General features: G+C 57.6%; 21 protein-coding genes and 1 tRNA gene. 9 read left to right on the top strand and 13 right to left on the bottom strand.

All coding sequences use genetic code 11. From position 1 onward, the window contains the following. Positions 1 to 101: 101 nt before the first annotated feature. On the bottom strand, positions 102 to 467 hold the full coding sequence (locus tag NW849_RS03145) for a hypothetical protein (RefSeq protein ID WP_414355868.1): 366 nt from the start codon (positions 465 to 467) through the stop codon (positions 102 to 104). Positions 468 to 607: 140 nt separating this feature from the next. Continuing rightward, a complete protein-coding gene (locus NW849_RS03150; RefSeq protein WP_414355869.1) occupies positions 608 to 1,390 on the bottom strand; it encodes a ParA family protein in 783 nt (260 codons plus the stop codon). Between the two features lie 124 nt (positions 1,391 to 1,514). On the opposite strand from NW849_RS03150, the gene NW849_RS03155 reads away from it, so the two are divergent. The 5 genes from NW849_RS03155 to NW849_RS03175 all read left to right on the top strand — a co-directional run bounded on the left by NW849_RS03155 (position 1,515) and on the right by NW849_RS03175 (position 7,087). Further along, positions 1,515 to 2,801, top strand: a complete 1,287-nt coding sequence (locus tag NW849_RS03155) for a glucose-1-phosphate adenylyltransferase (RefSeq protein ID WP_414355870.1) — start codon at positions 1,515 to 1,517, stop codon at positions 2,799 to 2,801. Positions 2,802 to 2,936: 135 nt separating this feature from the next. Beyond that, complete coding sequence (locus NW849_RS03160; RefSeq protein ID WP_414355871.1) at positions 2,937 to 4,709, top strand: ABC1 kinase family protein; 1,773 nt, start codon at positions 2,937 to 2,939, stop codon at positions 4,707 to 4,709. Positions 4,710 to 4,764: 55 nt separating this feature from the next. Further along, positions 4,765 to 5,133 carry a hypothetical protein gene (locus tag NW849_RS03165; protein ID WP_414355872.1) on the top strand — a complete coding sequence of 123 codons (369 nt, stop codon included), beginning with the start codon at positions 4,765 to 4,767 and terminating at the stop codon, positions 5,131 to 5,133. Positions 5,134 to 5,311: 178 nt separating this feature from the next. Beyond that, positions 5,312 to 5,641 carry a YggT family protein gene (locus tag NW849_RS03170; RefSeq protein WP_414355873.1) on the top strand — a complete coding sequence of 110 codons (330 nt, stop codon included), beginning with the start codon at positions 5,312 to 5,314 and terminating at the stop codon, positions 5,639 to 5,641. 75 nt (positions 5,642 to 5,716) lie between these two features. Then, positions 5,717 to 7,087 carry a cytosine deaminase gene (locus NW849_RS03175; RefSeq protein ID WP_414355887.1) on the top strand — a complete coding sequence of 457 codons (1,371 nt, stop codon included), beginning with the start codon at positions 5,717 to 5,719 and terminating at the stop codon, positions 7,085 to 7,087. 97 nt (positions 7,088 to 7,184) lie between these two features. Here NW849_RS03175 and NW849_RS03180 read toward each other — a convergent pair whose 3' ends face one another. From NW849_RS03180 to zds, 3 genes are all read right to left on the bottom strand, one after another. Then, positions 7,185 to 7,757 (bottom strand): Uma2 family endonuclease, encoded by a 573-nt coding sequence (locus tag NW849_RS03180; RefSeq protein ID WP_414355874.1) that lies wholly within the window; start codon positions 7,755 to 7,757, stop codon positions 7,185 to 7,187. Between the two features lie 39 nt (positions 7,758 to 7,796). Then, positions 7,797 to 8,369: a Uma2 family endonuclease gene (locus NW849_RS03185; protein ID WP_011432692.1), complete on the bottom strand. Its 573-nt coding sequence runs from the start codon at positions 8,367 to 8,369 to the stop codon at positions 7,797 to 7,799. A 352-nt stretch (positions 8,370 to 8,721) separates the two neighbouring features. After that, positions 8,722 to 10,164 carry a 9,9'-di-cis-zeta-carotene desaturase gene (gene zds, locus NW849_RS03190; protein ID WP_414355875.1) on the bottom strand — a complete coding sequence of 481 codons (1,443 nt, stop codon included), beginning with the start codon at positions 10,162 to 10,164 and terminating at the stop codon, positions 8,722 to 8,724. Between the two features lie 152 nt (positions 10,165 to 10,316). Between zds and NW849_RS03195 the strand changes: the two genes are divergently transcribed. Next, a tRNA-Gly gene (locus NW849_RS03195) sits at positions 10,317 to 10,388 on the top strand. 106 nt (positions 10,389 to 10,494) lie between these two features. On the opposite strand, the gene NW849_RS03200 is transcribed toward NW849_RS03195, so the two are convergent. The 5 genes from NW849_RS03200 to NW849_RS03220 form a co-directional block, all read right to left on the bottom strand. Next, positions 10,495 to 11,322, bottom strand: coding sequence for a D-alanyl-D-alanine carboxypeptidase family protein (locus NW849_RS03200; RefSeq protein ID WP_414355877.1), 828 nt, complete (start codon positions 11,320 to 11,322; stop codon positions 10,495 to 10,497). Between the two features lie 48 nt (positions 11,323 to 11,370). Next, positions 11,371 to 11,808 (bottom strand): peroxiredoxin, encoded by a 438-nt coding sequence (locus tag NW849_RS03205; RefSeq protein WP_011432689.1) that lies wholly within the window; start codon positions 11,806 to 11,808, stop codon positions 11,371 to 11,373. Positions 11,809 to 11,878: 70 nt separating this feature from the next. Continuing rightward, complete coding sequence (locus tag NW849_RS03210) at positions 11,879 to 12,496, bottom strand: HD domain-containing protein (RefSeq protein WP_414329611.1); 618 nt, start codon at positions 12,494 to 12,496, stop codon at positions 11,879 to 11,881. 224 nt (positions 12,497 to 12,720) lie between these two features. Next, the gene (locus NW849_RS03215) at positions 12,721 to 13,857 is read right to left on the bottom strand and encodes an NYN domain-containing protein (protein WP_414355879.1); all 1,137 of its coding nucleotides are present in this window, start codon (positions 13,855 to 13,857) and stop codon (positions 12,721 to 12,723) included. 368 nt (positions 13,858 to 14,225) lie between these two features. Next, positions 14,226 to 15,338 carry a dockerin type I domain-containing protein gene (locus NW849_RS03220; protein WP_414355880.1) on the bottom strand — a complete coding sequence of 371 codons (1,113 nt, stop codon included), beginning with the start codon at positions 15,336 to 15,338 and terminating at the stop codon, positions 14,226 to 14,228. Positions 15,339 to 15,503: 165 nt separating this feature from the next. On the opposite strand from NW849_RS03220, the gene NW849_RS03225 reads away from it, so the two are divergent. Together NW849_RS03225 and rpmB are read left to right on the top strand one after the other, a co-directional pair. Beyond that, positions 15,504 to 15,866, top strand: coding sequence for a hypothetical protein (locus NW849_RS03225; protein WP_414344659.1), 363 nt, complete (start codon positions 15,504 to 15,506; stop codon positions 15,864 to 15,866). 24 nt (positions 15,867 to 15,890) lie between these two features. Continuing rightward, positions 15,891 to 16,127 carry a 50S ribosomal protein L28 gene (gene rpmB / locus NW849_RS03230; RefSeq protein ID WP_011431026.1) on the top strand — a complete coding sequence of 79 codons (237 nt, stop codon included), beginning with the start codon at positions 15,891 to 15,893 and terminating at the stop codon, positions 16,125 to 16,127. Between the two features lie 39 nt (positions 16,128 to 16,166). Here the strand turns inward: rpmB and NW849_RS03235 are convergent, their stop codons facing one another. Further along, positions 16,167 to 16,895 carry a pentapeptide repeat-containing protein gene (locus tag NW849_RS03235; protein WP_414328957.1) on the bottom strand — a complete coding sequence of 243 codons (729 nt, stop codon included), beginning with the start codon at positions 16,893 to 16,895 and terminating at the stop codon, positions 16,167 to 16,169. A gap of 254 nt (positions 16,896 to 17,149) precedes the next feature. On the opposite strand from NW849_RS03235, the gene gshB reads away from it, so the two are divergent. After that, on the top strand, positions 17,150 to 18,097 hold the full coding sequence (gshB, locus tag NW849_RS03240; protein WP_414355881.1) for a glutathione synthase: 948 nt from the start codon (positions 17,150 to 17,152) through the stop codon (positions 18,095 to 18,097). 398 nt (positions 18,098 to 18,495) lie between these two features. Here gshB and NW849_RS03245 read toward each other — a convergent pair whose 3' ends face one another. Continuing rightward, the gene (locus NW849_RS03245; protein ID WP_414355882.1) at positions 18,496 to 19,116 is read right to left on the bottom strand and encodes a biotin transporter BioY; all 621 of its coding nucleotides are present in this window, start codon (positions 19,114 to 19,116) and stop codon (positions 18,496 to 18,498) included. 464 nt (positions 19,117 to 19,580) lie between these two features. Continuing rightward, positions 19,581 to 20,063 (bottom strand): ABA4-like family protein, encoded by a 483-nt coding sequence (locus NW849_RS03250; RefSeq protein WP_414355884.1) that lies wholly within the window; start codon positions 20,061 to 20,063, stop codon positions 19,581 to 19,583. Positions 20,064 to 20,835: the final 772 nt, after the last annotated feature.

Here is a 20,835-nt window from a genome sequence, read left to right on the forward strand (position 1 = left end):
AAAGTGGGGAAGAAAGCACAGGTCGGGCTGAAAGCAGGCGGGAGCAGAACAGATGGAGACCCCATCCAGGCTCACACCCTCAGGGATCCCCTCCATCCCAGTCAATCCAGCAGATAGGGAGGCATGCTTTCATCGGTGGCTGATACATTGTCGAAGATGGGCCGATTCATAATCTTCTTTTGCGCGTGCAGAGGTGAGGATTGGGGTTTGGGCTGAATGGGGGCTTGTCCTCTGGGGTTCTGTAACTCCTGGATGGTTTTAGCCCGCTCGTCTGCGACCGCTTGCAACTGCGCCAGCGCCTTTTGCAATTCGTCCCGATGGGCAGTGACTTGCTGCAATTGAGCTTGCAGGGCAGAGACTTTGTTTTGGTAGTCCTGCAAGAGTTGTTGAGCTTCGGCCAGTTGGCTTTTGAGGGCTGCAATTTCCGGCAATTCTGGGGTTGGTTCTGGGGGAGACTGAGAAGACATCGTTGTCGGCTCCTCACCTGTGGGAGTAGACTCTGCAGAGGTGGGCTCTGAACTGGTTTTAGCACTGGCCTTGCGCCGAATTCCGCCAGAGCGGCGGGAAGTTTCCCCCGACGAAGGAAAGAGGCTACGGTCAGATCCGGTCACAAGAGCACCTCGTGTTCAACCAACTGTAGCAGCCGCTGACACACCGCCGACCCAGGCCGATAGTCCATCACCGTCAAGCCGTAGTCAAAAGCAATGCGCAAATCGCTGCTATCTGGAATAGTAACGGGTGAAAGCACATCCGCAAAAATCTGTTGCGCTTGCACATACAATTGCCCGGTATGGGATCCCGACCAAATGCCCCCCGGCAGATAGCGGTCGTCCAGCATCGTCAAAACGGCGCGGGCGTGGCTGAGCTGGCCTTTCAGGGCCTCAATGTAGCGCAAGGTTACTTCCGTGCAGGAGAAATCGGCGCGGTTGAGCCGCGTCGGGATCAGTACCCGCTGGGCCACCCGCAGGGCATTGGCGGTGAGAGCATTCAGTTCTCCCGGCGTATCGAGAAAGATGAAGTCGTAGTCCTGCAGCAGGGGATCCAGTTGGCGCTGCAACAGATCCTGACCCGTCTCTCCGGCAGCAGCCAGTTGGGCCGCCACTTCCGCCATGGTGCTGTGGGAGGGCGCCACATCCACTCCCTTGTCCGTGCAGTAGATCACCTCTTCCAGAGGACGTTGGTGCTGCGGGTGTAAGCTGGCCCAAGCCGTTTCCAGTGCCGCCAGGGATCCGGCCCCTTCCAGGTAAAGGTTGCTGGCGGTGGCCTGGGACGTGAGATCGATGAGCAAAACTCGGTATCCCCGCTGGGCCGTCAACTGAGCCGCGTGGACGCAGAGGGTGGACTTGCCGGTGCCCCCTTTGTTGTTGGTAAAGGCCAGGATGCGCGCCATCAGCTCCCCCCGTTTTGCCAACTTGTTCCCCTTTCCGAGCAGCCCGGCCAGATCCGACAGGACAGCCGTTTAGGTGGCCCCGCAGCAGTCTATGCTATTGGGTGTAGCCTGGTGGAGGACAACCATGCGCGATGTACTGGCGATCATCTTGGGAGGTGGGCGTGGCACCCGACTTTATCCCCTGACCAAGCGCCGCGCTAAACCTGCTGTGCCCCTGGCCGGCAAATACCGCCTCATCGACATCCCGGTCAGCAACTGCATCAACTCCGACATCGAAAAAATCTACGTCCTCACCCAGTTCAACTCTGCCTCTCTGAACCGCCACATCGTCAACACCTACCGCTTGTCCCCCTTCACAGGCGGCTTTGTGGACGTTTTGGCGGCCCAACAAACCCCTGACAATCCCGATTGGTTCCAAGGCACCGCCGATGCCGTTCGCCAATACCTCTGGCTGATGGACTCCTGGAAGCCGCGGGACTTCCTCATCCTGTCTGGGGATCACCTCTACCGCATGGACTACCGCCCCTTCATCCACCATCACCGGCAGGTGGGAGCCGATGTGACCCTGGCGGTGCTCCCCTGTGAAGAAAAAGTGGCCTCGGGTTTTGGCTTGCTCAAGCTCGGCGAAAACGGTCGCATTGTGGATTTCAAGGAAAAGCCGAAAGGAGATCTGCTGAAAGCCTGCCAGGTGGACACGCAAGCTCTCGGCCTCAGCCCGGAAGAGGCCAAAGCCAAACCCTACATTGCCTCTATGGGGATTTACGTGTTCAGGCGGGAAGCCCTCATCGAGATGCTCAAAGTCAAGGATCATACCGACTTCGGCAAAGAGGTGCTGCCGGCAGCCATCGGCAAATACCATCTGCAAGCCTATCTCTTCCAGGGTTACTGGGAAGACATCGGCACCATCGAGGCTTTTTACCGGGCCAATCTGGCACTGGTGCAGCAGCCCAACCCGCCCTTCAGCTTCTTCGACAGCGAAATGCCCATCTACACCCGCCCGCGCTTTTTGCCCCCCAACAAAATCCTCGACTCCCAGATCGTCAACTCCATGATCGCCGATGGCTGCATCATCAAAAACGCCCAAATTCGCAACTCCATCATCGGCATTCGCAGCCGCTTGGAGGCCAACACCATTGTGGAAAACACCCTGGTAATGGGAGCCGATTACTACGAGTCGGCAGAAGAGCGACAGGCCAGGCTGGAGGAAGGGATCCCACCGGTGGGCATCGGGGCCAACTCCCACATTGTCAACGCCATCGTGGATAAGAATGCCCGCATTGGGCGCAATGTCCGCATCCTCAACAAGGATCACGTCACCGAAGCGCAGCGGGAAGAGGAAGGGATCTGGATCAGCAACGGCATCGTCACCATCATCAAAGACTCGGTGATCCCGGACAACACCATCATTTGAGGGGGAAACAGGCCGGCCCTGGCCGAGAAGGGGGCAGGATGGGGCTGACAGGCCCTTGCGCAGAAACGGCGAGGCTTTTTCTGTTAAGATGGATACCAAGAGCTTCAAAACAAAAGACTGTGAGATCGCTGGAGTGTGTTTAGTAGAACTTCGCCCATTGCCGCTTTGGAAGTTTACGATCCGCAATTGATCTGCCGCTATTACCGCTGGCGCCTGCCCCAAGTGATCGGTCGGGCGCTGGCCATTCTCTGGCCTTTCTTGTGGTTTGTCCTCTGTTTGCGCTGGGATCAACTGTGGGGACACACTGATCGCAATGTGGGACGGCGCTCGGTGCAGTTGCGAAAGCTGCTCACCGACCTGGGGCCAACGTTCATCAAGGTGGGTCAGGCCCTCTCCACCCGCCCCGATCTGGTGCGCAAAGACTACCTAGAAGAACTCACCCAACTGCAAGATCAACTGCCGCCATTTCCTTCCGAGCAAGCATTTGCCCGCATCGAATCCGAGTTGGGCCGTCCGATTGCCGAGATCTTTGCCCAGATCTCTCCAGAGCCGGTGGCTGCTGCCAGTTTGGGCCAGGTTTACAAAGCGCAGTTGCACAGCGGCGAATGGGTGGCGGTGAAGGTGCAGCGACCCCATCTGCGAGAGCAGTTGAGCCTGGATCTGTACCTGATTCGCTGGGCCTCGACATGGCTGGGCCCCTGGCTGCCCTTAAACCTGGGCAGTACTTTGACGGCGGTGGTCGATGAGTTTGGCCGCAAGCTTTTTGAAGAGATCGACTACCTGCACGAAGGGCGAAACTGCGAGCGCTTCGCCGAATACTTCCGCGACGATCCGGATGTGTACGTGCCGCGCATCTTCTGGGCTTACAGCACCCGCCGGGTTCTGACCCTGGAGTGGATCGACGGCATCAAGCTGACGGATGTGGAGCGCATTCGAGCAGCCAACCTGGAGGTGAAACAATTGGTGCGTATCGGGGTGGTTGCTGCCCTCAAGCAATTGCTGGAATACGGCTTTTTCCACGCGGATCCCCATCCGGGCAACCTGTTCGCCCTGGCCGATGGTCGCTTGGCCTACATCGATTTCGGCATGATGGATCAGCTTACCGAGGAAATGAAGGAGTACTTGGTGGATGCTCTGGTTCACCTGGTGGATCGCGACTACAACGCCCTGATCGATGACTTTATTCATCTGGGCTTTTTGCAGTCGGATGTCGGCCGCCAAGAGCTGATCCCCGCCTTGGAAAAGGTGCTGGCAGACGTGCTGACCCAAGAGGTGGTCAACTTTAACTTCAAAACGGCCACAGATCAGTTCTCCGACTTGATGTACCGCTACCCCTTTCAGGTGCCCTCCCACTTTGCTCTGGTGATCCGCTCTTTGGTCACCCAAGAGGGAGTAGCCCTCAGCCTCTATCCCCAGTTCCGCATCGTCGGTGTGGCCTATCCCTATGTGGCCAAGCGCCTGCTGACGGACGAATCGCCTCGTATTCGTCAACGGCTGCTGCAAGTGTTGATCAAAGACGGCAAGTTCCGCTGGAACCGCCTGGAGAACCTGATTCAAATTGCCCGCAGCGATGGGGAACTGGATTGGTTGCCCACCGCCCAAATGGGCTTGCGCTACCTGATGTCGGAAGAGGCCCGCGATCTGCGCCGCCAGTTGGTGCTTTCCCTCACAGAAGATGATCGCCTTCACTTTGAGGAGCTGCAGCGCCTGTGGCGGTTGATCAGCCCTGAACTTTCCCCGGCCTACCTCTGGCAGGCGACGCTGAGATCCCTACCCTCGACCGGCGATCTGCAACACACGTTTGCCGAGTTCAGGGATCAGGTGCAAGCCCATCTGGAACATCTTAGCCGCTGGCGGCCACCTCAACCCTGGTCGGATTTGCTGGCAGGAGTGGGACAGGAAAGATAGAACGGAAGAAGGTGGCTCAAGTTTAAGTTTGTTGTTTATTGAGCTGGACAGAAGCGTGGCAGATCAGAAAGGTGATTTCATTGCGGGTGTAGTGACCGGCGCCGTGTTGGGAGGGATCATCGGCGGGGTGATCGGGTTTGTGCTTGCCCCTCGACTCAGCAAGGGATCCGCCGAAGGCCAACGCCGGGATCCAGATCGCCTCAACGGCACCTCCGCAACCCCTGAACGACCGCGCCTCAGTGCTTCAGGTGAGCCCGCCATGTCCAGCGACTGGAAGAAGTGGGAAAATGAGGCAGAACGAATTGCCCAAGCCCGCCGCACTCTAGAGGCCAAGATTGCCGAGTTAAACGAGGCGATCCAGGCCACCCGGGCTCAGTTGCTTGTCAAGGAAGTGCCTGCCCCTGCTGCTGAGGAAAACTCTTGAGCTTGAGCGGGAAGAAGGAACCTCAGGGGTCTCCCGCCCATGTCAAACTAGAGGCGGCAATGGCTTTCTGCCTTGCATCTTTGGATGGGTTGCCATCGGATGTGAGGTTTGCCTCTGCTGACGGCGTTTGGTCTGTCTGACTGATCTGTGTTTTGTTCATTCCCTTCTCTGAACCGCTATGATGCTTAGCCACTTGTTGTCTCCTCTCGCCTGGATGGACGGCCTCTCTCTGGGGTTGGTCTACGGCACTGCCGGGTCGTTGCTGTTCCGCTCCCTTTACCAGTTCATCGTCATTTACAATGCTCTGCTGATCGTGCGGATCTTGCTGAGCTGGTTCCCGCAACTGAACTGGTCTAACCCCATCCTGTCGGTGCTCAGCCAACTCACCGATCCCTATCTCAACCTGTTCCGCGGCATCATCCCCCCCATTGGCGGCTTGGACTTTTCCCCCTGGCTGGCCTTCATTTTGCTCAGTTTTGCCATGCAGGTGGTGGGCCAGTTTGCCTAGCCGCTGTAGCACTGGATTCATCTGGATAGGCCGGGATCCCTTTACGATGGAGAGCTGCTTTTTTCGTTGCCCGCCATGCAGATCCCCGGCGTTGCCCACTACTGGCTGCTGAATGCTCAGGTTCCCCTGTCGGTACTGAAGGAGGCGGTGCCAGGAGCTGTTCCCAACCGCGATAACCTGGTGTTGCTGGATCTGGAAATCGAAGGGGGGCAGATCCGCCAAATCCAGGCGGCAACAGGGATCCCGCCCCAGGGGATCCCCAGCGTGGATCTAAGGCGGGGCCAAGTGTGGCCGTGTTTTGTGGACATCCATACCCACCTGGACAAGGGACATGTGTGGCCGCGCACCCCCAATCCCGATGGTACCTTTGCCGGGGCGAGGCAGGCCGGCCAGGAAGATTGGGTGAAGATGAAGCAAGCCTATGACGGGGATCCGGAGCAGTTTCGGGAGGATCTCTACCGTCGCTTCAGCTTTGGTTTGCGCTGCAGCTATGCCCATGGATCCCAGGCAGTGCGCACCCATCTGGCCTGTGAGAACCCTCAAGTTATGGGGGCCAACTGGGAGGTGTTTGTCCAGTTGCGCCGAGAGTGGGCGGGCAAGCTGGAACTCCAGGCGGTCACGCTTCTGAGCTTGGATACCTTTCTCACCCCTGCAGGGGAAAAGCTGGCGGACAAGGTGGCGGAAGTGGGCGGGATCCTGGGTGGGGTGGCGGCGATGGGGCCGGAACTGGATCGGCAATTGGATCGGGTGTTTGCCCTGGCCAAGGAGCGGGGCCTGAATCTGGACTTTCATACGGATGAGACGGATGATCCCGGATCCCTCACGTTGAGACACGTAGCAGCGGCGGCCTTGCGCAACGATTTTCCCCATCAGGTGGTGTGTGGCCATTGCTGTAGCCTGGCCGTGCAACCGCCGGAGGTGGCCCACAAGACTATGGCCTTGGTCAGAGAGGCGGGAATTGCCGTGGTCAGCCTGCCCATGTGTAACCTATATTTGCAAGCCCGTAACCCCGGCCATACCCCCCGCTGGCGGGGAGTGACGCTGTTGCATGAGCTGAAGGCTTTGGGCGTGCCGGTGATGATAGCCAGCGATAATTGCCGGGATCCCTTTTATGGCTTTGGGGATCACGATGGCTTGGAGGTGTTCCGGGAGGCCACCCGCATTTTGCACCTGGATACCCCCTATGGGGATTGGCCCCAGGCCATCACCACCACCCCTGCCCGCATCATGGGCTTGACCGAGCGAGGGCAAATTGGGGTGGGCTTGCCGGCAGATCTGGTGCTGTTCAAGGGACGTGGCTTTGACGAGCTGCTCTCGCGACCCCAACATGACCGGGTGGTGTTGCGTCAGGGGCAGGCCATCGACACGGCTTTGCCGGACTACAGCGAGCTGGACGACCTAATGGAGAGGGTGGGAGCAGCGGTTAGTTCTGGCTCCAAGCAGTAGAGCAGGGTTACTTGAATTGCAGCGAAGCAGCTTGGGGATCCCTGGCGTTTCTCCCCAGAGTGGGAAAAATGAAATTTGGAGTCATGGGGTGGGTCGGTTATCCCCAGATTAGGGTGAGATCCATAACAAAGCCAGGAAGAACGGGATCCCCAGACAAGCTGGTAGGTCGCTCCAAAACTTGCACCGGCTGACCTGTGCGATAGACATAGACCTTCCCGCTTTCCGGGTCGATTAACCAGCCCAGTTGGGATCCGTTGTCCAGGTACTCCTGCAGCTTGGCCTGAAGGATGGCCAGCTCGTCAGTAGGAGACTTCAGTTCCAGCACAAAGTCAGGGCAGAGGGGAGCAAAACGACGGCGCTGCTCTGGGGTGAGCTGCTGCCAGCGCTCTTTGGGCATCCAAGCAGCATCGGGAGAGCGAATGGCCCCATTGGGCAAGGCAAAACCGGCGGAAGAGTCGAAGACAAAACCTAAGTTCTTGCGTCGATTCCACTGCCAAAGTTGGCCCAGTAGGTCGGCGTTGCGGAATCCACTTTCGCTGCCTGCAGGGGCCATGGCGATCAGTTCTCCTTGGGCGGTGCGTTCCAGGCGCAGCTCAGGATTCTGCCGACAAAGCTGCTCGAAAACTTCATCGGTTAAATTCACAGCCGGCTGCAGGTTGAGGGCAATCATGAGCTCATCCTGGTGGGCAGTTTTAGAGCGTGGGGAGCACTATTCCCAGATTAAGGTGAGATCCACCACAAAGCCAGGGAGAACGGGATCCCCAGACAAGCTGGTAGGTCGCTCCAAAACTTGCACCGGCTGACCTGTGCGATAGACATAGACCTTCCCGCTTTCCGGGTCGATTAACCAGCCCAGTTGGGATCCGTTGTCCAGGTACTCCTGCAGCTTGGCCTGAAGGATGGCCAGCTCGTCAGTAGGAGACTTCAGTTCCAGCACAAAGTCAGGGCAGAGGGGAGCAAAACGACGGCGCTGCTCTGGGGTGAGCTGCTGCCAGCGCTCTTTGGGCATCCAAGCAGCATCGGGAGAGCGAATGGCCCCATTGGGCAAGGCAAAACCGGCGGAAGAGTCAAAGGCCACACCAAGCTGAGTTTGCCGGTTCCACTGCCAGAGCTGGGCGCTAAGGCTCAAGTTTTGACGACTGCTTTCGCTGCCTGCAGGAGCCATGGCGATCAGTTCTCCTTGGGCGGTGCGTTCCAGGCGCAGCTCAGGATTCCGCCGGCAGAGCTGCTCGAAAACTTCATCGGTTAAATTCACAGCCGGCTGCAGGTTGAGGGCGATCATCATCCTTCCTGGGCAAAACTCTCAGGGTATGGGGCCTGTGGCTCGTATTGATCCCCTAGGATGGAGCGTATTTTTTGGCGAGGGGCGCGAAGGGCTGGACTTCTACCCAACTCTCGGCTTTGGGCCAAGACTTCTGGTACCCACTGTGACATACTCCCGCACTCATGCCGACACAAAGCGCTCCGCGCCGCTAAAGCGAGAGAGTGCAGGCTTCAAGGGCTCCGTCCCGCTGGCGCGAATGGGAGGGCAACCCGACAGAGGAAGTGCCGTAGCAGAACCAGGAACCGGAATCCTCGCCCTTTATGACGGGGAGTATGTCAAAGGGGTCAAGTGCCATCAGGTGAAAGTCCTCCTATTGGGGATCCCTGTGGGCAGCCAGAATGGCCTGAGCAGCCAGGTGGCCGGAGAGGGTGGCCCCTTCCATGCTGTCGATGTAGTCTTGGGCGGTGTAGCTGCCGGCAAAAAAGAAGTTGGGTATTGGGGTCTTTTGCTGTGGGCGATAGGGATCCATGCCCGGCGCTTCTCGATAGAGGGAGTGGGCCAGTTTCACCACGCTGTACCAGGTCATGTTCAGTTGCCGGGATGAAGGAAACAGCTCGTGGACTTGGTGCAACACGTGCTGGGCAATTTGCTCGTTGGGCATGGAAATGAAGGGATCCCCCGGCGTGAGCACGCATTGTAATAGAGATCCCTGGCCGGGTTTGTAGTAGTCGGCGGGGCTGGTGAGGGCCAGATCGGCAAAACAGGAAAAATCGGCATCGGCAGTGTAGAGGAGATTATCGATGCCAAGAGCCTCTGGGTGTTCGCCAGCTCGTTTGGCCTGGCCTTGGGGGTTCAGCTCCGTCACCCAGCCATCGAAGCGCAATTGCACCGTGGCCACCGGTACGGATTCCAGCTTGTAGAGGTTGTCGAATTGTGGCCACTGCCGCCACACTTCCGGGATCAGCCGCTTGGCCCCTTCCACCGCCGCTGCGCACACGTACACATCTGCCTCTACCCGCTCTCCATTAGTCAAGAGCAAGCCGGTCACGGGGTAGGGAGAGGAGTCGCTCACTTCAATGCGACTGACCCCTCTGCGGGTGTGGATCTGGCCCCCGCGGGCTTGGATGTAGCGGACGATGGGCTGAGTGAGGTAGGTGTCCGGGGATCCCTTGAGGAGATTGAGCTTGGAGGCTTCTGTTTTGCTGGCAAACATCTGAAAGATCGTCAGCATACAGCGGGCAGAAATCTGCTCCGTGTCAATAAAGCCCAAGGCATAGGCAATCGGGTTCCACATCCGCTTCAGGCTACCTTCGGATCCCCCATGCCGACGAAACCAATCGGCAAAGCTCATCCGATCCAAGGCGCGAATTTGCCGCATCGCCCCTTCATAGTCCAGCAAGCCGCGAATCAAGGGGCTGGTACCCAGCGCCAGAGCATTGCGCAGCTTGTCCGCCCAAGAGAGCTGCTCGGTGGCGAAAAAGGCTTTGAGGCCGTTGAAAGGTGCCCCCAGGGGAAAGCGAAAATCCAGACTGGCCGTCTGCCCGCCTCGGTTGACAAAGGTGTGGGTGTGCTGCTTAGGCAGCAGGTTCTCGTAGGCTCCCACCTTCTTCATCAGGGCAAACAAGTTGCTGTAGTTACAGAAAAAAACGTGTAGCCCCATCTCGATGTGGTTGCCATCGGCATCCTGCCAAGATCCCACCTTGCCGCCGACAAAAGGCCGCGCCTCGTAGAGCTGCACCTCGTGTCCTGCCTCGACCAAATCGACTGCCGTCACCAACCCGGCCAATCCGGCCCCAATAATGGCTACCCGCATAGCAATACCCTCAAACAGGCGCTGCCCGGGATCTCGCCCAGACTTTGCGCAACTGCAAAGAAAGATGAACTTCTCTCATTCTGGAACAAAATGCGCCAGGGATCCCTGACTTGACAAACCACCACAAAGCTTGCCATCATAAACTTCCCGATGCGGATGTAGCTCAGTGGTAGAGCTTCTCGTTGCCAACGAGACGGTCGCGCGTTCGAATCGCGTCATCCGCTTGCTTAGGCTTGTGAACCCATTCAAGAGGGGAATGAGATCCCTGCAAGGGAGAGGGCCGTGACGGTAGTCCCAAGGAGCTCCCCCTTTCCTCTCTCCCCAAAGGAGTCAGCCCTCACTCCCAGCTCTTCTCCCTCTGGAAGACGGGAGAGTAGGGGTCTCGGTTTGATTGGGCTGATTTGGGAATGGTTTGATTTGGGGAGCGTAGAAGGTCTCCAGGCTGTCACGGTCGCCCACAAAGCGCCAGTGCCAGGGCTCGTAGCTTACCCCCTGAGGGTTGTCTCTGGGGAAAGACAGCTCAAAGCCAAAGCGGGCTGCGTTGCTCTGCAGCCACCGGAAGGCGGGAGTGGCCTCAAAGGCTTCTTGGGTATCCCACTGCGGAAACTCGGCATCCCCAATATCGATGGCATAGCCGGTGTGGTGCTCGCTGTAGCCAGGGGGAGCGCTGACCGCAGCTCGCTCCTCGGGTCGCAAGGCTCGAGATTGGGCCAATTGAAAAAACAGGAACTCCTGATCTGCAATGGAGCGAAACCCCGAAATGGGGACAAGGCGGATCCCGGCAGCTTGAGCTGCTTCGCTCATGCGAAGGTAACTTTCAGCAGCCGCCTGGCGTAGGCGCACCTCACGACCGTGGTAGTGGCCCACCACCCGCAAGCTATCTGCAGGAGCTTCTGAATAGGCATAGTGCCCCAGCAAGGAAGCTCGCCCATTCTGCACAGTTGGCTGCGGCAGAGGGGGCTGACCGGTTTCTTCCAGAACTTGGGGATCCGCCGCCTGCTGGGATCCCGGTAACTTCTCTATCCCCCAACCCGCCAGGAGCACTAGCCCAACCAGCACCAGGCCCAAGACTAGACGGGACCTCAGGGCAGGCACCGAACTTTGCGCTTTTTTCGCCGGAGTGGACTGGCGACGGGCGACCGGAATGTCGTCGTTCATGCGCAAAGGCCGGGATCTAGCGAGGAGTACTGAAAAGAGGCAGCGTTTCTACAAACCCAAATCCGCCAAAATATCGCGGGCATGGGTTTCGGTATTGATGTTCTGGTAGACCTTGGCAATTTTGCCCTCGCCATCAATGACGTAGGTCACCCGCTTGGCATAGCCGCCCCCATCCACATCGTAGGCGCGGGTAATCACCCCACTGCTATCCACCAGTAGGGGGAAAGGCAAGTTGTACTTTTCGGTGAACTTTTGGTGAGAAGCCTGGTCGTCCATGCTCACCCCCAGCACCACCACGTCCTTGCTTTGGTAGTCGGCGTAGGCGTCGCGGAATCCACAGGCTTCTTTGGTACAGCCGGGGGTGTCGTCTTTGGGGTAAAAATAGAGGACAACGGTTTTGCCGGCAAAATCAGCCAGCGAAACCTGGTTGCCTTGGGTGTCAGTGGTGTTGAACCCAGGAGCAGGGGTGCCAACAGCGAGAACCATAGGTGCGTGACCCAAAAAGTGTGATGAATAGGGCTGCCCTCAGCATTTTCTTCAGCCCTGCTTGTCTCTGTCAAGGCATTACCGCTCCAGCTTGGCATTGCAACTCAGCCACCAGCTCTTGAAGCTCCGCCGATAGATTGCCGGGCAGCCGTCGCCTCAGAATCTCTGCCAACGATCGGTAATACCACAGGGATCCCTCTTTTCCGGCGGAAAACCGCTGCCAGAGTTTATCCCCCAGTTGGCGAAAATCCCGCAAGATGCAGCGGGCGTTGTGCAGCTTGTCAGAGGCGGCCACCAACAAAACCGAGGCATTTGCCGTTTCCAGGTGCTTCAGGTAGGCGGTTTTGCGCTCTTTCCAGTTTTCTTTGGGCTCGCCTCGGGAGCCATCGCTTTCGGTATCCGTACATCCCAGGATGATCTGCAGCACCCGTTCTCCAAAGTGCTCCCGGATCTGTTGCTCAATCTGGGCCCGGGGCTCGCCTGTGTTGTGGGGGCCGTCCTCTAGGCTGTCGTGGAGCAGAGCGGCAATCGCTTCATCTTCATCCGCCCCATGCTCCAGGGCGATGGCTGCTACGGCCAACAGATGGCTGAGGTAAGGGATCCCGGTTCCCTTGCGGGTTTGAGAAGCATGCCAGCGATGGGCATAGTGCATTGCCTGCACAAACCGCTGTGTGAGTTGCGTTGACATCTGGACTCTCCAATTGGGGTTAAGTTGACTGCTTGGGCAAGGTTGATCCAAGCGAGTCTCAGGCGTTGAGACTGCAAATCAGAAAATGGTTAGAGAAGATGAGCACTTCTGATCACTTCAAACAAGGTTAAGACGCTGTGCCGCCTACCCTCAACCCCAGCCCCTCTCCCTGCCTTGGGAGAGGGGAGTCAGGGATCGATGTAACTGTGCTGAGATGGCAAGGTTTAGCCGGTGGCCGGAGTCTGTTTTGCAGGCAGCGGCACCAGCGTTCCTGTCCCCTGCCAAGCGCACAAATCCACGAACTGGTCGGCTATCCGAATTAACGCCGGGTTCGTGTTCGGCCTGTAGGCGGCTACCTCCAGCCGGCAGCCTTGGCGGCGGATATGCTTGAGGGCCGGCACAAAATCTCCATCCCCACTCAGCAGCAGCACCGTCTCGTAGTGGGAGTGCATCGCCATCAAGTCCACGATCAGCTCCCCATCCAGATTGGCTTTGCGGCTGCCGTCGGCGTGGATCACCACCGGCTTGGTGACCACCCGATAGCCCTGTTTTCTCAACTCCCGCAGGAAACGACGCTGAGCTAGGTTGTGGCGATCTACCCCGCTGTAGACATGCACTTCCATCTCGGATCTGCCCTGGGCCAGCCAGCTGAGCAGACTGGGATAGTCGAGATGGGATCCCCACTGCTGGGCGCTGGCGTGGAGATTGGCCGCGTCGATGAACACCCCCAGGGCTTTGCGGGGAAAAGCAGGGTTCGGCTGGGATGCCACCAGCTGCTGCAGGTGTTGGAGTTGCGCCTGCACCAACTCCAGTTGCTCCAAAGTCACTTGGGGCTGGGATACCGGCAGAGCATTCAACCGCAGCTCCACGGCTTTTAACCGCTGCTGGATGTGCTGGATGGCCTGGGTGATGGGGGCTAGCTGTTGCCGCACGGACAGATGAGACGTGGGCCGAGCTTCGAGGGCGTCGATCCGCCCTTGTAATGTTTCCAGTTGGGCCGCCGTCTGCTGCTGCTGTACCCAGATGGGCTCCAAAACCTTTACTTTCTGCTCGAGCTCTTGAATGGCTTCAGCCGGGGAAGCCAAGGTCTGCTGCAGAAGGGACGGTTCAGCAGTGAGCCGAGCGTCCAGCACCTCGAAACGCGCTTGCAGGGTCTCCAGTTGGGTTGCTGTCTGTTGCTGCTGTGTCCAGGTCTGTTCCAGAACTTGGCCAAGCTGTTCTTCGCGGCGGCGGATGGCAGGGTAGGCTGCTGCCAAAGGTAAGAGCCCCCAGATCACTTGGCGGGTCACCAGGGCCGTCACCCCCAGGGCCAGGGATCCCGTCCACAGCCAGGTTAAGGGGAAGGCAGAAGCCCTATTCATACTCATACTCATAGTCAGCTCTCCTCAGTTTGGGTTATCGATCTGCTCGGTTGCCAGGATTTCACCTCACTCACATGGGCCACCTCAGGGATCCCTCTTGAAGAGCAAGATGCACAGAACTCACAGAGGCATCGAAGAGGAGCAATTCAGCAACTGCAGTATGCCGGCTGTTGGAAGGGGAATCTTCCAATCGCTGGACAAACGTATTTCCCTTGTTGAGCAAACGGATCAGATATCGAGTCAGTTATCGAAAGCAGGCTCAAACTTGTTCCTCTTGACCGACAGGCCCCGTGGCCCGCTCAACCTGGATTCAACGTCCAAGCTATTGGCTGACGGTATGGGCCGTAAAACCATTGAACGGAGCAGGGTCAGTTGGGGATCTCGATGGTTACGTTAGCCAACTGCACATCGTCATGATCCACCCAGGCTCCACCGTGCCGGATGACTGTATCACCTCCCAGCGGCACCGAGATGTGCAGGGATCCCCCGAAAAGGGGAATGCTGATCGGTACTTGGGGACCACGGGTGACCATGGGGGGCTGAATCAGGGTTTTGCCAGTGCGCAGGGTAACAGTGTTCAGGCCCAGGCGCAGATGTTGCAGCGGCAGGGGAATCTGTAGGTTATCTCCCCCCAGGTGAATCTGCTCGATTTCCACTCCGTTCAGGATGACCTGCATGGGAGACATATTGGCGCTGGGGATCCGGGATTGGCCGGCCCGATAGGCGGCGGCAGTATCCAACCCAATCAGGGATCCAATCCGCAAAACCGGTGGGCGCGAAGGCAGGCGTTGCAAAGTGAAAGAGCGGGTCATCTCCACCCCTTGGGCAGGGCCCAAAAATTGCCCGGCGGCAGCCGATTCCGGTGAGTACTGGTTATCCCCCAGGCGGATGACATTCGCCTCCAGTACCAAAGTTGTGTTGGGATCCCAGCGCTCCAACTGCAGTTGCCAAGGCCGATCCCCGCCGGCTTGACCGTTGCCTGTACTTTGGGAATAGGGCAAGTAATTTTCCAGCCGCGCCACCAAAATTTCTTCTGCCGGCAGCGGCCCTGGCAGGCGAAACCGACCCTGGGCATCGGTGCGCACCGAAATACCCGCCCCCGGAATGGCCACCTCCGCCCCGGCCAAGGGCTGCCCTGTCAGCCGATCCACCACCTGTCCCGAATAGGCGGAATCCAACTGCACCTGTCCTGTGGGCACATCCGTTGCTGCCTGAATGCGCTGCTGCAACACTTGCCAGTCGGCTTCTGTGATCCGTCCATCCTGGTCGACATCGGCAGCTCGGATCTGGTCGTCGGTCAATCCCCGTTCTCCCCGCAAGTAGGCCCCCAACAGGTTGAGATCCTGCACCGTCAAACGGCCATCCCCATCCAGGTCGCCCGCCTGAAAGGGCTGCGCGTGGGCAAAAGACACGCCTATCCAACCCAGGCCAAGGGATCCCAGTAGCAAAAGAGAATGAGCCAAACAGGAGACCCTAAACATGGCAACTCTCCTGGGAGTTGTTCATGTTCTAACGTAATTCACCTCCTCGCAGCAGGGCTAACCGAGCCGGTGTAGAGTACTCTTGAGCGCAATTTTGCTGGTTCGCCTTTGGTTGCAGGAGCCGAAAACTTAATGGTAGGATAACCGTGGTGGCTTGCCTGTTCTATGGCTCGATACTCTTGCGTTACCCAGCTTGTGGGCTCAGCCGAGCAGCTCAGCGAGTCGATCCGCGCTGTTTTGGAGCGCTGCCAACTCAATATCCTCCACAACAGCCTTGATTATTGGGTGGCCGGCGAGCCTCCCGGAAAAAATCCCCACACCAAACTGGTGACGGTGGAAGTGTTTGTGGATCGCACCCGTCAGGCTGCCGACGGCTCTGTACAGGTGACCTGCATTGCCAAAAATGAAGAGCTGCCCCTAAAAAGCGTTAACCACTGCCAACAAACCTTTGACCGACTGAAGGCAGAGCTAGCCCAGTTGCAAAGTCAACTTCAGCTTGCTGCCCAACAAAAAGATGCCTTACGATAGCTAGGCTGAGTTTGCTTTGATCCCATGGCGCGTCGCTGCCAACTAACCAACAAGAAACGCAACAACGCTTTTGCCATCTCCCACTCCCACCGGCGCACCAAGCGCCTGCAGGAAGTCAATTTGCAGTGGAAGCGCATCTGGTGGGAAGAGGGTAAGCGGTTTGTTCGTCTGCGCCTTTCCACCAAAGCCTTGAAGACTCTCAAGGCCAAAGGGATAGGAGCCATGGCCCGGGAAGCCGGGATCGACCTCAACCAGTTTTGAGTTTTCTCTTTAGCCCGGTTGTCCTTGACGGCTCCAACCTCACAGCAAGCCAAAAAGCTTACGGGACTTGGGTTGCAATCCCGCCAGCAAGGTGTTGAGGGTATCCCGTTGGGTAAGCTCGTTGGTGCCGCTGGCCCGCTCGATTAAGAGCTTGCGCGTCTCATCGGAGAGCTTGGCATCGGTAAAATCGGCTCCACTGAAGAGCGTGTTTTCAATCTGAGCGTCCCGTAGGTTGGCCCCCACCAAAATGGCTTGTTCTAGGTTGGCAAACTGAAGCTGGCAACTCACCAAGGCAGCCTGGGAGAGGTTGCAGCGAGATAGGTTGGCCTGGCGGAAGTCGGCGGCAAAAAAGTTCCCCTCCGCCAGATTAGCAGCCACCAAGCTGGCTTCGCGAAAGATGGAATGGCTGAAACGGCCCCCCTGAAAGCTGCTTTTGTCCAGTTTGGCGGCGGTAAAGTTGCTGTAGTCCCCCAGAGCCTGGCTAAAGCTGGATCCCCGTAGATCTGAGGCGGTAAAATTGGCCCGCTCTAGCTCAGCGCGGCGAAAGTTGCACAGACGTAGGTCGGCTTGCTGCAGGCTGATCGAGCGCAGGTTAGCCCGCGTCAAATTGGATTTGGGCATCTGAATGCGGTCGAACAGGCCCCGCGAGAGGTAGGCATTCTCCAGGTTGGCACCCACCAGGGAGCGCCCCTCACGCAAGGCTTCCAGCAAGTCCCGCGTGGTTTCAATGCGAACCGGCTCTGAGGGTTGAGAAGGGGGAGCACTCACAGATGGAGCATTCCTCACAGGTTAGGCCAGAAATCCGGTCAACCCAGCCGAGAACTGAGGGCCAACTGGGGATTCCACCTATCAAGCTAACGTTTGCGTCGCCTGTCGAGGTTAAGAGGATATTAAAAAGACAACTCTGCATCGAGCTTTCCAGAGGGGGTCTTCTCTTGTGGAAACAGCCTACCGGGGGAGAGCCATCGGCTCCGATTTGTTGCATACTCGGGGCAGCCTTTCGTCAGTGAACCACACCTCCCATGCAGGTAGCTTTTATTGTCGATCCATTGCCTCAGTTGCAGGTGGGCCATGACACCAGCATTGCCCTGATGGAAGCTCTGCAGAAACGGGGGCACCGCATTTTCTGCCTGGGCCTGGCGGATCTCTACTGGGATCAAGGGGAAACGTGGGGATCCCTTGAGGAAATCCGGTTGGATCTGCAAGCGGATCCCTGGTATGAGGTCAAAGACCGGCAACTGCTGCCCCTGAGCCAAATGCAGGCGGTGTGGATGCGCAAGGATCCGCCGGTGGATACGGCCTATCTCTATGCCACTTACCTTTTGGATCGTCTCTCCCCCAGCCGCACACTGGTGCTCAATCATCCTGCCGGGATCCGCTCGGCCAACGAAAAGCTCTATGCCCTGCAATTTCAAGAGTGGATCCCGCGCACCCGCGTCAGCAGCAACAAGCGTCTGCTGCGTCAGTTCGTCGAACAGGAAGGACAGGCGGTGCTCAAGCCTTTGGGTGGCAAAGGTGGGGAAGGGATCCTGAGGGTCAATGCCGGGGATCCAAACCTCAACTCGTTGATTGAAATGAGCACCCAATTTGGTCGGCTGCCTGTGATGGTGCAGGAGTATTTGCCACAGGCGGCGGCAGGAGACAAACGCATTTTGCTGCTGGAAGGAGAGCCTTTGGGTGCCGTCAATCGGATCCCTGGAGAGGGAGATTTTCGGGGCAATATTGCCGCCGGCGGTCGAGTGGAAAAAACCAAGATTACCGAAAAAGAACGGGCTCTCTGCGGGGCTTTGGCGCCGGTGCTCAGGCAGGAGAAGCTGTATTTTGTCGGGATTGATGTTATCGGGGAACGACTAACCGAAGTGAACGTGACCAGCCCAACAATGCTGCGAGAACTCTGTCAGTTGGAAGGAGTTGACCTGGCAGATCAAGTGGCTCAGTGGCTGGAAAAGAAGGTGCCCGTCAAGGGCTGAATGACTACCCACCAGGATGTTTCTGGGATCCGGCGCGTCTGTTGCATGGCAGGGATCCCGTCTATTTAGGGAGTCTATAGAGATCAAATTATAGCTTGGAATGACCATAGTAGGTTGAGTTCAACTTTTTCCGGTCGGCAGATAGAAAATAAAAAGCCCCACAAGGGGGCTCTGCCGCGACCAGTCAGCGACTTATAAAACTCTAGAGCAATATAAAGAAAAGCTCCATGAATAGGCCGTATTGAACACCGTATTGAGCACAGTTTTTAGAATCTCAGAAAAAAGGCCAAATCCTCGGAGCTGTTATCTTTTTTTTAGATTTTCCGACCCGAGGCTAATCCCAGGCCCCTTCTGCTTTGCCGGAGCGGTCTTTAGAGTTGCTGCTCTTGCCCAGTGGGCTAGGAGTCTGCCGGTGGCCTTTCCCGACCCACCCAGCGCCAGATGGTGGGCAGCAGCACTGCCGCCAGTCCGCACTTCACCAAGTCTCCTGGAATAAAAGGGAAGACCCCTTTGTTGAGGACGGCCAAGATCGAGGTGGGCTCAACATTCTGGTTCAGCCACACCCCTAGCCAAGTGGCTCCTAGCAAATAAATCAGAGCTGAGCAGGACAACATCGCCAGCGCCATCTTCCAGGGGTTGCGATCCACGCCCCAGCGCTCCACCAACCAACCCATCAGCCCTGCAGCCAGGGGAAAAGCCAATAGGTAGCCCCCCGTCGCCCCCGCCAAGTGGCTAAGCCCGGATCTGCCACCGCTGAAGAAGGGCAATCCCAGGATCCCTTCCAGCAGGTACACCAGCAACGTGAGAAAGCCCAGCCGTGCCCCAAAGCCTGCCCCCACCAGCATTACTCCAAAGGTTTGTCCGGTAATCGGTACCGGCGTGAAGGGCAGAGGGATCCGCACCTGAGCCAAGGCAGCTACGAACAAACTTCCCCCCAGAACCAGCAGGAGATCCCGAGTTCGGGAAGGGCGAGGCAGAACAGTTTGCGCCAAGGGTGTGTGAACAAAGGTAGCAGTCATGAGAGGTTTGCACTCCTGTTTACCCGAAGACTGAGCTTGAGGCCCCGTCCCATCGCTGCGCGGAAGCAAGCCAGTAGGGCGGGGAGTATGTCAGGGTTTCAGAATACAAGAATTCGGTTACCGAAAAACTGGGTTTGAAGCCCCGCCCTTTAAAGCGGCTTTGTGCTACGCCGCCTGCAGTGCCAGGGTAGTCAGCCGCTCTCGCCCACAGCAGCACAGGGCGCATTGTTCGCGTAAACGGGCTGTAGGCCCTAAACCCGACAGCCTGACGGTTGGATCCGACCTCAGTGGGTTTTGTGGTTGTTGTTTACAACGGCACCTAAAGGCACTCGGGAACCACCCTGTGTGCTGGCGAGTACGTAGCGCTGGGGAGCTGCGTGGCAGCAACGTTGAGGTCGAGGATGATCCCACGCTGCTCATTTTGCACCCTGTGCATCGGAAAGAGCCATAAAGCCAAGCAGGGGCTAGATGGATTCTTGCGGCACTTCTGAGCCTTTTTCAGGTTGAGCGACACTGGGCCGGTTCTGGCGAGTTGCTTGTACAATCGCCACCGTAAGCAAATGGGAGAGCAGACCCACAGGCCCGGCAAACAAGCACAAAATCAGGGAATGGGTTGTCCATACTCGCTTATCCCACCCTTCCAAGAAGATCCAGCGGCCCACAAACAAATCCATGACGATGTAGTGTACCCATCCCGTCGCCATAACGGCGGGTTGACTGAATAGGTCGGTTAGGCTGGTCAGAGACAGTTGAGGGTCGGAAAATTCCTTGAGAACATCCGCGTTGAACCCGGTGACCAAAAGATACAAATAAACCGCCGCCAGAAGAGCGATGGGCAAAAGCGATTCCATCACTTTGCGGGTTACCTTCCAACCCGGCAGCAGAATCATCAAGGCCCAAAAGGGCAAAGCAAACCAGTTGGCCCCGTTAAAGATCATCTCCAGCATGCTTGGAACCCCCAACGCTACCTGTCCATTATCGGCCCAATGCCCCCTGGGGATCCCTGCAGTAGCGGGTGGAAATGGATAGGAGTTATTCCTGAAGTTTTTTTCTGGAGCCAGAGGGATCCCGGTCGCTATTCCGGTTGGCGGAGCCTAGCAGTCGCAATGGAGCTGACCGCACGGCCACTGTCGGTGGTGGCAGCAATGCAGGAAATCCGGGATCCAGTGTCGGTCATGGCCCAGAAGCTGCTGATGCTTTTGGCGGTAGAGGTGGGTTGAGCCGGGCCGATGGGGGATTCTACTGCCACAGAGTCTGGGGATTTCTCCTGAGAAGGGATCCACACCACAGGTTCCTCACCCCGTTGGGCTGCTGCAACTTTTGGGGCGGGATGTTCTGGTGTGGGCTCAGGGGCTTCTTCTTTGCGGGCGGCCTCTGCAGCAGGGACATTCCGGGGAGAGGGCTGCTGAACCAGCCTCTTGTCAAGGGGTGGTCGTGGCGCGGCAGCGGGGGGTGCAGGGGGGGCTTGGCCGGCGATCTTTCCCCATAAGGCTTTGAGGAGTTGCCACATGGCTGGGTTGGCTACTGAGGGAGAGAGCAGTGAGGAATGGTGTTATCCTGCCATGCTCTGGCCTGAGAATCCATCCCCTCTGCCAGTCTTGATAGAGCAAAGTCATAACGAGTATGATTAAGTAGCTTGCTTAGGGAGCATGACTCTAGTCAATAATAAGCTCAACTATACTGAAAATAATGTATAATATGTTCAGTACGGATTACTAC

Origin of the sequence: Synechococcus sp. R55.3, assembly GCF_047461975.1 — a bacterium.
Taxonomy (GTDB): domain Bacteria; phylum Cyanobacteriota; class Cyanobacteriia; order Thermostichales; family Thermostichaceae; genus Thermostichus.

Excerpts from the sequence above, each read along its gene's own strand:
- NW849_RS03145 (WP_414355868.1), bottom strand. The coding sequence starts at position 467 with ATGTCTTCTCAGTCTCCCCCAGAACCAACCCCAGAATTGCCGGAAATT.
- NW849_RS03150 (WP_414355869.1), bottom strand. The coding sequence starts at position 1,390 with ATGGCGCGCATCCTGGCCTTTACCAACAACAAAGGGGGCACCGGCAAG.
- NW849_RS03155 (WP_414355870.1), top strand. The coding sequence starts at position 1,515 with ATGCGCGATGTACTGGCGATCATCTTGGGAGGTGGGCGTGGCACCCGA.
- NW849_RS03170 (WP_414355873.1), top strand. The coding sequence starts at position 5,312 with ATGATGCTTAGCCACTTGTTGTCTCCTCTCGCCTGGATGGACGGCCTC.
- NW849_RS03175 (WP_414355887.1), top strand. The coding sequence starts at position 5,717 with ATGCAGATCCCCGGCGTTGCCCACTACTGGCTGCTGAATGCTCAGGTT.
- NW849_RS03180 (WP_414355874.1), bottom strand. The coding sequence starts at position 7,757 with ATGATTGCCCTCAACCTGCAGCCGGCTGTGAATTTAACCGATGAAGTT.
- NW849_RS03185 (WP_011432692.1), bottom strand. The coding sequence starts at position 8,369 with ATGATCGCCCTCAACCTGCAGCCGGCTGTGAATTTAACCGATGAAGTT.
- zds (WP_414355875.1), bottom strand. The coding sequence starts at position 10,164 with ATGCGGGTAGCCATTATTGGGGCCGGATTGGCCGGGTTGGTGACGGCA.
- NW849_RS03200 (WP_414355877.1), bottom strand. The coding sequence starts at position 11,322 with ATGAACGACGACATTCCGGTCGCCCGTCGCCAGTCCACTCCGGCGAAA.
- NW849_RS03205 (WP_011432689.1), bottom strand. The coding sequence starts at position 11,808 with ATGGTTCTCGCTGTTGGCACCCCTGCTCCTGGGTTCAACACCACTGAC.
- NW849_RS03210 (WP_414329611.1), bottom strand. The coding sequence starts at position 12,496 with ATGTCAACGCAACTCACACAGCGGTTTGTGCAGGCAATGCACTATGCC.
- NW849_RS03215 (WP_414355879.1), bottom strand. The coding sequence starts at position 13,857 with ATGAATAGGGCTTCTGCCTTCCCCTTAACCTGGCTGTGGACGGGATCC.
- NW849_RS03220 (WP_414355880.1), bottom strand. The coding sequence starts at position 15,338 with ATGTTTAGGGTCTCCTGTTTGGCTCATTCTCTTTTGCTACTGGGATCC.
- NW849_RS03225 (WP_414344659.1), top strand. The coding sequence starts at position 15,504 with ATGGCTCGATACTCTTGCGTTACCCAGCTTGTGGGCTCAGCCGAGCAG.
- rpmB (WP_011431026.1), top strand. The coding sequence starts at position 15,891 with ATGGCGCGTCGCTGCCAACTAACCAACAAGAAACGCAACAACGCTTTT.
- gshB (WP_414355881.1), top strand. The coding sequence starts at position 17,150 with ATGCAGGTAGCTTTTATTGTCGATCCATTGCCTCAGTTGCAGGTGGGC.
- NW849_RS03245 (WP_414355882.1), bottom strand. The coding sequence starts at position 19,116 with ATGACTGCTACCTTTGTTCACACACCCTTGGCGCAAACTGTTCTGCCT.
- NW849_RS03250 (WP_414355884.1), bottom strand. The coding sequence starts at position 20,063 with ATGCTGGAGATGATCTTTAACGGGGCCAACTGGTTTGCTTTGCCCTTT.